The sequence below is a fragment of the Microbacterium paulum genome (assembly GCF_015707995.1).
GTDB classification, from domain to species: Bacteria; Actinomycetota; Actinomycetes; order Actinomycetales; family Microbacteriaceae; genus Microbacterium; species Microbacterium paulum.
The window spans coordinates 1-12415 of record NZ_JAAGRY010000079.1 but is presented as its reverse complement, the minus strand read 5'-3'; the positions used below and the strand labels follow the sequence as shown (position 1 = coordinate 12415).

General features: G+C 69.4%; 11 protein-coding genes and 1 pseudogene. 11 read left to right on the top strand and 1 reads right to left on the bottom strand.

All coding sequences use genetic code 11. The annotated features are described in order from the left end of the window. From G3N18_RS14360 to G3N18_RS14320, 9 genes are all read left to right on the top strand, one after another. A partial coding sequence (locus G3N18_RS14360; protein ID WP_196384955.1) for a cell division protein FtsQ/DivIB occupies positions 1–725 on the top strand: 725 nt, incomplete at its 5' end. A gap of 178 nt (positions 726–903) precedes the next feature. Next, positions 904–2046 (top strand): cell division protein FtsZ, encoded by a 1143-nt coding sequence (ftsZ, locus tag G3N18_RS14355; RefSeq protein WP_196384954.1) that lies wholly within the window; start codon positions 904–906, stop codon positions 2044–2046. Further along, the gene (locus G3N18_RS14350; RefSeq protein WP_196384953.1) at positions 2043–2771 is read left to right on the top strand and encodes a YggS family pyridoxal phosphate-dependent enzyme; all 729 of its coding nucleotides are present in this window, start codon (positions 2043–2045) and stop codon (positions 2769–2771) included. Before ftsZ ends, G3N18_RS14350 begins: the two co-directional genes overlap by 4 nt. Before the next feature lie 31 nt (positions 2772–2802). Then, positions 2803–3267: a cell division protein SepF gene (locus tag G3N18_RS14345; RefSeq protein ID WP_196384952.1), complete on the top strand. Its 465-nt coding sequence runs from the start codon at positions 2803–2805 to the stop codon at positions 3265–3267. A gap of 2 nt (positions 3268–3269) precedes the next feature. After that, on the top strand, positions 3270–3572 hold the full coding sequence (locus G3N18_RS14340; protein WP_196384951.1) for a YggT family protein: 303 nt from the start codon (positions 3270–3272) through the stop codon (positions 3570–3572). Between the two features lie 110 nt (positions 3573–3682). Further along, the gene (locus G3N18_RS14335; protein ID WP_196384950.1) at positions 3683–4276 is read left to right on the top strand and encodes a DivIVA domain-containing protein; all 594 of its coding nucleotides are present in this window, start codon (positions 3683–3685) and stop codon (positions 4274–4276) included. Between the two features lie 8 nt (positions 4277–4284). Continuing rightward, positions 4285–4866 carry a signal peptidase II gene (lspA, locus tag G3N18_RS14330; RefSeq protein WP_196384949.1) on the top strand — a complete coding sequence of 194 codons (582 nt, stop codon included), beginning with the start codon at positions 4285–4287 and terminating at the stop codon, positions 4864–4866. A gap of 1 nt (position 4867) precedes the next feature. Beyond that, complete coding sequence (locus tag G3N18_RS14325) at positions 4868–5785, top strand: RluA family pseudouridine synthase (RefSeq protein WP_196384948.1); 918 nt, start codon at positions 4868–4870, stop codon at positions 5783–5785. An 84-nt stretch (positions 5786–5869) separates the two neighbouring features. Continuing rightward, positions 5870–7567, top strand: coding sequence for a long-chain-fatty-acid--CoA ligase (locus G3N18_RS14320; RefSeq protein WP_196384947.1), 1698 nt, complete (start codon positions 5870–5872; stop codon positions 7565–7567). A 48-nt stretch (positions 7568–7615) separates the two neighbouring features. Here G3N18_RS14320 and G3N18_RS14315 read toward each other — a convergent pair whose 3' ends face one another. Beyond that, complete coding sequence (locus tag G3N18_RS14315) at positions 7616–8089, bottom strand: NUDIX hydrolase (RefSeq protein WP_196384946.1); 474 nt, start codon at positions 8087–8089, stop codon at positions 7616–7618. Positions 8090–8180: 91 nt separating this feature from the next. On the opposite strand from G3N18_RS14315, the gene dnaE reads away from it, so the two are divergent. Both dnaE and G3N18_RS14305 read left to right on the top strand, forming a co-directional pair. Next, complete coding sequence (gene dnaE, locus G3N18_RS14310; protein ID WP_230404209.1) at positions 8181–11651, top strand: DNA polymerase III subunit alpha; 3471 nt, start codon at positions 8181–8183, stop codon at positions 11649–11651. Between the two features lie 59 nt (positions 11652–11710). Beyond that, positions 11711–12415 (top strand): annotated as a pseudogene (locus G3N18_RS14305) (hypothetical protein); the annotation flags it as partial.

Genomic DNA, 12415 nt, shown 5'->3' with positions numbered 1-12415 from the left:
GCCGCCGCGCGCTGCGCGCCGAGGTGCGTCGCTTCACCGTGCGCCAGCGGCGGCGGCGGATGCTGTGGGGCGGCACACTCGCGGCGCTCCTGCTGCTCGTGCTCGGCACCCTCGGCGCCGCGTACAGTCCGCTGTTCGCGGTCGAGCAGGTGAGCGTCGTGGGCACGAGCACGCTCGATGCCGGAGCGGTCGAGGCGGCGCTCGCCGGGCAGATCGGCACACCCTTGCCCCTCGTCGACTCGTCGTCGGTCAAGGCCGTCCTCGTGACGTTCCCGCTCGTCGAGTCGTACACGCTCGAGGCGCGCCCGCCGCACGAACTCGTCGTGCGCATCGTCGAGCGCACCCCGATCGGGTCGATCCAGTCGGCGGCGGGCTACACGCTGGTGGATGCCGCGGGGGTCGCGCTCTCGACGACGCCCGAGCCGGCGGCGGGGCATCCGGTGATCGTCGCCACGGGCGGCGTGGGATCGGATGCCTTCGACGCGATCGGCACCGTCTTCCGCTCGCTGCCCGACGACATCCGCGGTCAGGTCACGCAGATGACGGCGACGACCGCGAACGATGTGACGCTCACGCTCGGCGGCACCGGCACCGAGGTGGTCTGGGGGAACGCCGACGACTCGGCGTACAAGGCGGTCGTGCTCGCGAAAGCGATGACCGCGCGCCCGCCGGACGGTGTCTCGAGCTACGACGTGTCGTCGCCGAACGCCGTCGTCATGCGCTGATCGGCCCGCTCGAGCCGACCCCGCGCGTGTTTGTGCGCGACACGCCCACCGCCTCGCCGGGCGCGGGCTCTCGCCCGCTTACTTTCAATCCAGGGAATTGCATACTCGGCAATTCTTTAAACCTCAACTTGAGGTTCAAGGTTTGACAGTCAGGGTTCGGGACACATTGGAGGCCGGCATGAGCCAGAACCAGAACTACCTCGCGGTGATCAAAGTCGTGGGTGTGGGTGGCGGCGGCGTGAACGCCGTCAATCGGATGATCGAGCTCGGGCTGCGGGGTGTGGAGTTCATCGCCGTCAACACCGACGCGCAGGCGCTGCTCATGAGTGACGCCGACGTGAAGCTCGACGTGGGCCGCGAGCTCACCCGCGGACTCGGCGCGGGCGCCGACCCCGAGGTCGGCCGTCGTGCCGCCGAAGACCACGCCGAAGAGATCGAAGAGGCCCTCGCGGGCGCCGACATGGTCTTCGTCACCGCCGGCGAGGGCGGCGGCACCGGCACCGGTGGTGCACCCGTCGTGGCCCGGATCGCCAAGTCGATCGGCGCCCTGACCATCGGTGTTGTCACGCGCCCGTTCTCGTTCGAGGGTCGTCGCCGGCAGAGCCAGGCCGAGGCCGGCGTCAACAAGCTCAAAGAAGAGGTCGACACCCTCATCGTCGTGCCGAACGACCGTCTGCTCGAGATCAGCGACCGCGGCATCTCGATGATCGAGGCGTTCGCGACCGCCGACCAGGTGCTCCTGGCCGGTGTGCAGGGCATCACCGACCTCATCACGACGCCGGGTCTCATCAACCTCGACTTCGCCGACGTCAAGTCGGTCATGCAGGGTGCGGGCTCCGCACTCATGGGCATCGGCTCGGCTCGCGGCGCCGACCGGGCGATCAAGGCGGCCGAACTCGCCGTCGAGTCGCCCCTGCTCGAGGCATCCATCGAGGGTGCGCACGGCGTGCTGCTGTCGATCCAGGGCGGCTCGAACCTCGGCATCTTCGAGATCAACGACGCCGCGCAGCTCGTGCGCGAGGCGGCGCACCCCGAAGCGAACATCATCTTCGGTACGGTCATCGACGACACCCTCGGCGACGAGGTGCGCGTCACGGTCATCGCCGCCGGCTTCGACGGCGGCGAGCCGCAGGCGCGCATCGAGCCGATCACGGCGCAGCGCCCCGCGTCGGTGCCGGTCGTTCCCGCCGTGCCCGCCGACGAGGCGGCACGCACCGCCGACGCCGACGAGCGCGAAGCGGTGACCGTATCGGCCGCCACCGACTCGTACGAGTCGGTCTACGGCGCCGACGACCTGGACATCCCCGACTTCCTGAAGTGACCTCGTCGACCGACTCGGGACCCACCCTGGCGGAACGGCTCGCCGACGTCGACGCGCGCATCGCAGATGCCGCGCGGTCGGCGGGCCGTGACCCGGGGGCCCTCACGCGGATCGTCGTCACGAAGTTCCACCCCGCGCAGTTGGTCACCGACCTCGCCGCACTCGGCGTGCGCGACGTCGGCGAGAACCGGCAGCAAGAACTCACCGCGAAGCGAGCCGAGCTCGCCACCGGTGCCGGCGGCGGGCACGTCCTCGACGGGGTGCGCTGGCACTTCATCGGCCAGGTGCAGACGAAGAAGGCGCGGGCCGTGCGCGCGGCATCCGATGCCGTGCACTCCGTCGACCGCGACCGCCTCGCCGACGCCCTGCACGCCGCCGACCCCGACGGCGCGCCTCTCGATGTGTGCGTGCAGATCAACCTCACCGACGACCCCGGGCGCGGTGGAGTGGATCCCGCCGGCGCGGCGCGGCTCGCCGAGCACATCGCCGCGGTGTGCCCGTCGCTGCGCCTCCGGGGCGTGATGGCGGTCGCCCCGCTCGGCGGCGCACCCGCCCAGGCGTTCGCCCGGCTCGCCGAATCCGCCGCGGCCGTCCGCGCCGTGGTGCCGGATGCCACGTGGATCTCTGCGGGCATGTCGGGAGACTTCGCCGAAGCGATCGCCGCGGGCGCGACACACCTGCGGATCGGCACGGCAATCACGGGCGCGCGCCCCGCGCACGGTTAACCTCGACACAGACGAGCAAACGGAGGATGCGATGTCGAACCCGCTCAAGAAGACCATGGTGTACCTGGGCCTCGCCGACGAGGAAGAGGTGTACGACGAGCCGGTCGCCGAGGCGCCCGTGCGCCGCGAGCGCAACGAGCGTGTCGTCGAGAAGGCGGCTCCCGTGACGCCGCTGCACCGTCCCGCGGTCGTGCGTCAGCCCACGGCCGGCACGGTGAGCGAGATCCTCACGGTCCACCCCAAGCAGTACCGTGACGCGCAGCTGATCGCCGAGAACTTCCGAGACGGCATTCCCGTCATCATCAACCTGTCGCAGATGAGCGACGCCGACGCGCGCCGTCTCATCGACTTCGCGAGCGGTCTGTCGCTGGGTCTCTACGGGCGCATCGAGCGGGTCACCAGCAAGGTGTTCCTGCTCTCGCCCGAGAACGTCGCGATCTCGGGCGACGGCACTCTCGCGCCGGCCGACCCCGAGGCGGCACCCTTCACGCAGTAGTCGTGCCGTTCGTCGCGCTGGCGGCAGGTGTCGTCAACACCCTGTTGCTGATCTATCTGCTGCTCCTGCTCGCCCGGGTGATCCTCGAGTACATCCCGATCTTCAATCGGGAGTGGCGTCCGAAGGGCTTCGGCCTCGTGCTGGCCGAGGTCGTCTACACGGTCACCGACCCTCCGCTGCGCTTCTTCCGTCGACTCATCCCGCCGCTCCGGCTCGGACCGATCGCCCTCGACCTCGGGTTTCCCCTGACAATGCTCGTTGTGTTCGTGCTGCTGTCGATCACGGGGGCGATCGCGCGCATGTGACGGTGTCGTCGCACCCCTCGGGTGTGCGGACTATGCTGTTCCAGTACAGGCCCGCGGAAAGCGGGCCGCCCCGATCGGTTCGCGTCGTGAGCCCCGAAAGAGGAAACACCATGGCTTTGACCCCCGAAGACGTCGTCACTAAGCAGTTCCAGCACGTCCGCTTCAAGGAGGGCTTCGACCCGGATGAGGTCGACGACTTCCTCGACGAGATCGTCGTCGAGTGGCGCAAGACGATCGCCGAGAACGAAGAGCTGAAGGCCCGTGTCGCCGAGCTCGAGGCCGCCGCCGCCGCGGCCCCGGTCGCCGTGGTCGAGGCCGCTCCGGTCGCCGAGTCCGGGGCCGTCGTCGAAGAGGCTCCTGCTCCCGCCGCCGCGGCCGGCAGTGGCGCCGCCGCCTCCGCCGGCATCATCGAGCTCGCGCAGCGCCTGCACGACGAGCACGTCGCCGAGGGCCAGGCCCAGCGCGACAAGCTCATCTCCGACGCACAGGCGCAGGCCGCCTCGATCGTCGCCGAAGCCGAAGCGAAGAGCCGCGACGAGATCGCACGTCTCGACGCCGAGCGCGCGACCCTCGAGACCCGCATCAGTGAGCTGCGTCAGTTCGAGCGCGACTACCGCTCGCAGCTGCGCGGCTTCATCGAGGAGAAGCTGCGCGACCTCGACGTCGCCGGCGCGACCTCGGGTTCGTCTGTCTCGGCCTCCTGAGCAGGACGGTGGAAGGCCGCACACGACTGCGTCCCACGACGGCCGGCATCGTCATCGCGATCCTCGCGGTGGTGGTGCTGGCCGTCGACCAGTTCACGAAGCATCTCGCCCTGCAGAACCTGCCCTATGAGCGGGCCGTGCAGGTGTGGGGAGACTTCCTGCAGTTCTATCTCACGCGAAACTCCGGCGCCGCGTTTTCGCTCGGCGAGGGCGTCACCTGGGTGTTCACGATCATCCTGGGCCTCGCCGCGCTGATCATCGTCTCGCTCGCCGTCATGCGCGTGCGCGGTCGACTGTGGGCGGTCGTGCTGGGCCTGCTGCTCGGCGGCATCCTCGGCAACCTCACCGACCGGCTCTTCCGCGAGCCCGGCTTCGCGGTCGGTCATGTCGTCGACTTCATCTACACGCCGTGGATGATGCCCGCGATTTACAACGTGGCCGACATGTTCATCGTCACGATGATGATCTCGGTCGCCCTGCTCGTGCTCTTCGGCTTCCGCCTCGACGGCACACGAGAGCCGCGCGCCACGACGACGTCCGGGGCGACGAGCGACGCGGATGCCTCGGTCGTGCCCCGCGCGGACGCCTGAGATGCCCACCCGCGGCCTCCCCGTGCCCGGCGGGCTCGACGGCGTTCGTGTCGACGCGGCGCTGGCGAAGCTCCTCGGCTTCTCGCGCACCTTCGCGGCCGAGGTTGCCGAGTCCGGTGGCGTGCAGCTCGACGGGCGCACCCTCGGCAAGAGCGACAAGCTGCGGGCCGATGCGTGGCTCGAGGTCGACTGGCAGGAGCGTCGCGAGCCCGAGATCGTGCCGATCGCCGTTCCCGACCTCGGCATCGCCTACGACGACGACGACATCGTCGTGGTCGACAAGCCCGCCGGTGTCGCCGCGCACCCCTCGGTGGGCTGGGAGGGGCCGACCGTGCTCGGTGCCCTCGCCGCCGCCGGCTATCGCATCGCGACGACCGGCGCCGCCGAGCGTCAGGGCGTCGTGCACCGCCTCGACGTCGGCACGAGCGGGCTCATGGTCGTGGCGAAGAGCGAGCGGGCCTACACCGCGCTCAAACGGGCGTTCAAAGAGCGCGAGGTCGAGAAGATCTACCACGCCGTCGTGCAGGGTCACCCCGATCCGCTCGCCGGCACGATCGACGCCCCGATCGGTCGCCACCCGTCGCACTCCTGGAAGTTCGCGGTGACCCCCGACGGCAAAGACTCGATCACGCACTACGAGACGATCGAGGCGTTCCCCTCGGCATCCCTGCTCGAGATCCACCTCGAGACGGGGCGCACCCACCAGATCCGCGTGCACATGGCCGCCCACCGGCACCCGTGCGTCGGCGACCCGCTGTACGGCGCCGACCCGACCCTCTCGGCACGGCTCGGCCTCACGAGGCAGTGGCTGCACGCGCACGAGCTGTCGTTCACCCACCCCGTCTCGCTGGAATGGGTGACTTTCACGAGCGAGTACCCGGCCGACCTGGCGCACGCGCTCGAGGTGCTGCGCGGCTGAATCGCGGGCCCGCCGGCTGTCCGCGCGCGTACAGCGCGTGCGCGCATTCCCCACAGCGCACGCGCCGGTGTCTACGCTCGGAGCATGGACCAGCTCACCGCCCGCCCGTGGCTCGCCTCGTACGCCGACGGCGTTCCCGCCGAGATCGAGCCGGTCACGCAGACCCTCGTCGACATGCTCGACGACGCGGTCGCCCGCTACCCGCGCCGCCCCGCGCTGGAGTTCTTCGGCGCCGTGACCACTTACCGCGACCTCGGCGACCAGGTCGCGCGCGCCGCGGCGGGCCTCTGGCGCCTCGGCGTGCGGGCGGGCGACCGTGTCGCGCTGATCCTGCCGAACGCCCCGCAGCACGTCGTCGCGTTCTACGCGGCGCAGCGCCTCGGCGCGATCGTCGTCGAGCACAACCCGCGCTACACGCCGCCCGAGCTCCGCCACCTGTTCGAGGTGCACCATGCGAAGGTCGCGATCGTGTGGGATGCGATCGCCGACACGGTGGCCGAGTTCCCCTCCGACATCCGTCCCGCGCACATCGTCGCGGTGACCTTGCCGGATGCCATGCCCTGGCATCTGCGCGTGGCGTTGCGGTTGCCCGTGCGCGCCGCCCGCGAGAAGCGCGCCGCGCTCACCGCGCGTCCGAAGGCCAAGGGTGTGCGGCCGTGGGCGAAGCTGGGCGGGCGCCGCCTGCCCCGCGCCGCCGCGCGCCCGACTCTCGACGACACCGCCGTGCTGCAGTTCACGAGCGGCACGACGGGGCGCCCGAAGGCGGCGGTGCTCAGCCACCGCAACCTGCGATCCAACGCGGCGCAGTCGGTCGCGTGGGTTCCCGGCCTCGTGCTCGGCAAAGAGGTGTTCTACGGGGTGCTGCCCCTCTTCCACGCCTACGGGCTCACGCTGTGCATGACGACGGCGCTGTCGATCGGCGCGCGGATCGTGCTGTTCCCCACGTTCGACGTGACGATGACCCTCGATGCGATCCGCCGCACGCCGCCGACGTTCCTCCCGGCCGTGCCGCCGATCTACGATGCGCTGGCCCGGGCCACGGCGCGTGCCGGCATCGACCTGTCGAGCCTGCGCAACGCGATCTCGGGCGCGATGGCGCTGCCGGCCTCGACCGTGCGGCGGTGGGAGGAGGCGACGGGAGGCATCCTCGTCGAGGGTTACGGCATGACCGAGTCGTCGCCGATCAGCCTCGGCAACCCGATGGGTCCGCGTCGACGCATCGGCACGGTGGGTGTGCCGTTCCCGAGCACCGAGATCCGCGTGGTCGACCCCGACGATCCCACCGTAGATCGGCCGCTCGGTCAGCCGGGCGAGCTGCTCGTGCGGGGGCCGCAGGTGTTCCAGGGATATTGGAACCAGCCCGACGAGACCGCGCGCACCCTGCTCGCCGATGGCTGGCTGCGCACCGGTGACATCGTGACGGCCGACGCCGAGGGCTTCGTCACCGTCGTCGACCGGCTGAAGGAGCTCATCATCTCGGGCGGCTTCAACATCAGCCCGAGCGAAGTGGAGCAGGCGCTGCTGCTGCACCCCGATATCGTCGACGCCGCCGTGGTCGGTCTGCCGCGTTCGGCGGGCGGCGAGTCGGTGGCCGCCGCCGTCGTGCTGCGCTCCGGCGCCGTCTTCGACGCCGAGGCGATCCGGGAGTGGACGCGCGGTCACCTCACCGCCTACAAGGTGCCGAAGACGATCGTGCCGTTCGACACGCTGCCGCGCTCGCTCGTCGGCAAGGTGCAGCGCCGCGAGGTGCGCGAAGAGCTGCTGCGCCGCCGCGCGCGCTGAGACCGGCGCCCCTGAGAGACGGGGGGATGCCTCGCCAGCCCGGGTCGGTCAGCGACCGCCGAAGAAGACGGCGGATGCCTCGCCGGAGAGGGCGGCGGCGATCTTGCGACGGTGGAAATCGTCGACGTCCGGCAGGGCGGAGAGGGCGAACCAGTCCACCTCGGTGAGTTCGCCGTCGGCGGGATGGGGGTCGCCCGAGAGCCACTCGCAGCGGAAGACGAGATCGAGGTAGTCGACTTGGTCGCCGTTGGCGTAGGTGATCCGATCGAGCTGCTGCACGAGCGCGAGCCGGGTCGCCCGCACGACGATGCCGGCCTCTTCGAGCGCTTCGCGCACCGCGGCATCCGCCGGCTCCTCGCCCGGGTCGACGATCCCCGACACGCACTGCCACGCTCCGTTGTCGGCGCGGCGGCCCACCAGTACCTCGTCGCCGCGCACGATCACGGCCGTGACGCCGACCAGGGGCAGGGGAGCGTGGCCGATGCGCTCACGCAAAGACACGACGAAATCGGGGGTGGCCATGGCCCTCAGCCTAGGTGTCGGAGCGCCGCCGTAGACTCGTCTGGTGGCATCCGACTCCTTCGTACACCTGCACGTGCACAGCGAGTACTCGATGCTCGACGGGGCCGCGAAGATCGGCGCGATGACGCAGGCGGCCGCCGAATACGGCATGCCGGCGATCGCCGTGACCGACCACGGCAACACGTTCGCGGCGTTCGAGTTCTACAACGCGGCCAAGGCCGCCGGCGTCAAGCCGATCATCGGTCTCGAGGCCTACGTCACCCCCGGCACCCACCGCAGCGACAAGTCGCGCGTCGCATGGGGCTCGCCCGATCAGAAGAGCGACGACGTGTCGGGCTCGGGCGCCTACACGCACATGACGCTGTGGAGCCAGAACACCGCGGGCATGCACAACCTGTTCCGGCTGAGCTCGCGCTCGAGCATGGAGGGCTACTATTTCAAGCCCCGCATGGACCGCGAGCTCCTGCAGACCTACGGCTCGGGGCTGATCGCCACGACCGGCTGCCCCTCGGGTGAGGTGCAGACCCGCCTGCGGCTCGGGCAGTACGACGCCGCCCGCGCCGCGGCGGCGGAGTTCCAAGACATCTTCGGCAAAGAGAACTACTTCGCCGAGATCATGGATCACGGGCTCTCGATCGAGCGCCGCGTGATGACCGATCTGCTGCGGCTCGCGAAAGACCTCGACATTCCGCTCGTCGCGACTAACGACTCGCACTACACGCACCAGCACGAGGCCGACGCGCACGAGGCGCTCCTGTGCGTGCAGTCGGGGTCGACCCTCGATGATCCGAACCGCTTCAAGTTCGACGGCGACGGCTATTACATCAAGACCGCCGCCGAGATGCGGCAGATGTTCCGCGACCACCCCGAAGCGTGCGACAACACGCTGCTGATCGCCGAGCGGTGCGAGGTCGAGTTCAACACCGCCGCCAACTACATGCCGCGCTTTCCGGTGCCCGACGGCGAGACCGAAGACAGCTGGCTCATCAAAGAGGTCGAGGCGGGGCTGCACTACCGCTACCCCGGCGGCATTCCCGACAAGGTGCGCAAGCAGGCCGAGTACGAGACCGGCATCATCTTGCAGATGGGCTTTCCGGGGTACTTCCTCGTGGTCGCCGACTTCATCAACTGGGCCAAAGACCACGGCATCCGCGTCGGTCCCGGCCGTGGTTCGGGAGCCGGGTCGATGGTCGCGTACGCGATGAAGATCACCGACCTCGACCCGCTCGAGCACGGCCTCATCTTCGAGCGGTTCCTGAACCCCGATCGCGTCTCGATGCCCGACTTCGACGTCGACTTCGACGACCGTCGCCGCGGCGAGGTGATCGAGTACGTCACCGAGAAGTACGGCTCGGAGCGCGTCGCGCAGATCGTCACCTACGGCACGATCAAGTCGAAGCAGGCACTGAAGGACGCCGGGCGGGTGCTCGGATTCCCGTTCAGCATGGGGGAGCGCCTCACCAAGGCCATGCCGCCCGCCGTCATGGGCAAAGACATGGAGCTCGGGGGCATGTTCGACCCCGAGCACAAGCGGTACAAAGAGGCGAGCGAGTTCCGCACGCTCATCGAGAGCGATCCCGAGGCGAAGACCGTCTTCGACCGGGCCCTCGGCCTTGAGGGCCTGAAGCGCCAGTGGGGCGTGCACGCGGCCGGCGTCATCATGTCGTCCGAGCCCCTGCTCGACATCATCCCGATCATGCGCCGCGAGCAGGACGGCCAGATCGTCACGCAGTTCGACTACCCGTCGTGCGAGTCGCTCGGCCTCATCAAGATGGACTTCTTGGGGCTGCGGAACCTCACGATCATCTCCGACGCGCTCGAGAACATCCGCATGAACCGCGGCGAAGAGCTCGACCTCGAGCACCTCCCGCTCGACGACCGCCCCGCCTACGACCTGCTCACCCGCGGCGACACGCTGGGCGTCTTCCAGCTCGACGGCGGGCCGATGCGCTCGCTCCTGCGCCTCATGAAGCCCGACAACTTCGAAGACATCTCGGCCGTCATCGCGCTGTATCGCCCGGGCCCGATGGGGGCGAACTCGCACACCAACTACGCGCTGCGAAAGAACGGTCTGCAGCCGATCACGCCGATCCACCCCGAGCTCGAAGAGCCGCTCAAAGACATCCTCGACACCACCTACGGCCTGATCATCTATCAGGAGCAGGTCATGGCCATCGCCCAGCGCGTCGCCGGGTTCTCGCTCGGTCAGGCCGACATTCTGCGCCGCGCGATGGGCAAGAAGAAGAAGTCCGAGCTCGACAAGCAGTACGAGGGCTTCTCGGGCGGCATGAAAGAGCGCGGCTTCGGCGAAGGCGCCGTGCAGGCCCTGTGGGACATCCTGCTGCCGTTCTCGGACTACGCGTTCAACAAGGCGCACTCCGCCGCCTACGGACTCGTCTCGTACTGGACGGCCTACCTCAAGGAGCACTACCCGGCCGAGTACATGGCGGCCCTCCTCACGAGCGTCGGCGACTCGAAAGACAAGATGGCGGTGTATCTCAACGAGTGCCGCCGCATGGGCATCAAGGTGCTGCCGCCCGATGTCAGCGAGTCGATCCGCTACTTCGCCGCCGTCGGCGAAGACATCCGTTTCGGTCTCGGTGCCGTGCGCAACGTCGGCACCAACGTCGTCGACGGCATCGTCGCCGCGCGCACCGAAGCGCCGTATGCCTCGTTCCATGACTTCCTCGGTCGGGTGCCGATGCACGTCGCCAACAAGCGCACCGTCGAATCGCTCATCAAAGCGGGCGCGTTCGACTCGATGGGGGACACCCGTCGTGCGCTGCTCGAGATCCACGAGGATGCCACCGAGGCGGCCGTCGGGCGCAAGCGCAACGAGGCGCAGGGCGCCATCGGGTTCGACTTCGACAGCCTGTACGACGCGGCCGAAGAGGCCGTGCCGCCCAAGGTGCCGCCGCGCCCGGAGTGGACGAAGAAAGACAAACTCGCCTTCGAGCGCGAGATGCTCGGTCTGTACGTCTCCGACCACCCGCTCGCGGGGCTCGAGATTCCGCTCGCCAAGCACGCGTCGACGTCGATCCACGACCTGCTGTCGGACGAGGCCGTCGAAGACGGCGACATCGTGACGGTGGCGGGGCTCGTGACGAGCGTGCAGCATCGTGTCGCGAAGCAGAGCGGCAACCCCTACGGCATGATCACCGTCGAAGACTTCGACGGCGAGGTGACCGTCATGTTCATGGGCAAGACGTACACCGAGTTCCAATCGATGCTCGTCGCCGATTCGATCCTCGTGGTGCGCGGCCGCGTCTCGCGCCGGGACGACGGACTGAACCTGCACGGCCAGTCGGCGTTCACCCCCGACCTCGGCGCCGCCGTGACGTCGGGCCCTCTCATCCTGCTGATGCCCGAACATCGGGCGACCGAGTCGACCGTGGGGGAGCTCGCCCGTGTCTTCGAGCGGCACCCCGGCGACACCGAGGTGACGCTCAAGCTCCACCGGGGCAGCACGGCGAAGGTGTTCGAAGTGCCCGCTCGGGTGGGGGTGTCGGTCGATCTGTACGGCGAACTCAAAGGTCTGCTCGGGCCGCAGTGCCTCGGGTGAGCGAAGGGCGTTGGAGTAGGATCGCAGGCGACGAAACCGTTGTGGAAGGAACGATCATCGTGACCGACGAGAAAAACATCCCCGAGCCCGACGAGGCCGTCGGCACCACCGGTGACGCCCCGGCGGAGCGGGCCGCGTCCGAGGCATCCGACCGCGTCGTCACCGGCAGCACGCCCGACCCCGACGTGACGTTCGACTCGGTCGGCGAGGCGTTCGCCGCGTTCACGGACGGCCCCGACGCCGTCGATGAGAGCGCACCGCCGCAGTACGGCGTCGGTCCGTTCTCGGTGCGCGAGGTCGTGCTGGGCGGCATCTGGGTGGTCGCCTTCATCGTCTCGTTCTTCCCGATCTACAGCCTCGGCGCGTCGTCATCGGTGTGGACGGCGGGCATCGACTGGGTGCTCACGATCGGTGTGCCCACCGTCGCCGTCTTCCTGCTGCTGCTGCGACGCCTGTCGCCGCAGGGAATCCGCCGGGTCGGCTCGCTCGGCATCGACCAGTTCGCCTCGGTCGCCTTCTCGGTGTCGATGGTCGTCTGGCTCGGCATCCTGTGGGCGTCCTTCGTCTCGCTCGCCGGTCAGCGCCTCTTCTACCCGACCTGGGTTGTCTGGGTCGAGTTCATCCTCATGCTGGCCGCCGTCCTTCTGACGGTGTTCGCGCCGCTCTTCCCGACGATCAGTGAAGACTTCCGCCACCGCCCCGAGGTGCCCGCGCACCGCGTCGCGAGACCCGCCCGCCCCGTCGTCGCGCGCCCGCACGCCCCG

Bases quoted from the DNA above. Each gene is read 5' to 3' on its own strand.
- dnaE (WP_230404209.1), top strand. From the start codon at position 8,181: ATGCTCGACGGGGCCGCGAAGATCGGCGCGATGACGCAGGCGGCCGCC.
- G3N18_RS14335 (WP_196384950.1), top strand. From the start codon at position 3,683: ATGGCTTTGACCCCCGAAGACGTCGTCACTAAGCAGTTCCAGCACGTC.
- G3N18_RS14315 (WP_196384946.1), bottom strand. From the start codon at position 8,089: ATGGCCACCCCCGATTTCGTCGTGTCTTTGCGTGAGCGCATCGGCCAC.
- G3N18_RS14320 (WP_196384947.1), top strand. From the start codon at position 5,870: ATGGACCAGCTCACCGCCCGCCCGTGGCTCGCCTCGTACGCCGACGGC.
- ftsZ (WP_196384954.1), top strand. From the start codon at position 904: ATGAGCCAGAACCAGAACTACCTCGCGGTGATCAAAGTCGTGGGTGTG.
- G3N18_RS14325 (WP_196384948.1), top strand. From the start codon at position 4,868: ATGCCCACCCGCGGCCTCCCCGTGCCCGGCGGGCTCGACGGCGTTCGT.
- G3N18_RS14345 (WP_196384952.1), top strand. From the start codon at position 2,803: ATGTCGAACCCGCTCAAGAAGACCATGGTGTACCTGGGCCTCGCCGAC.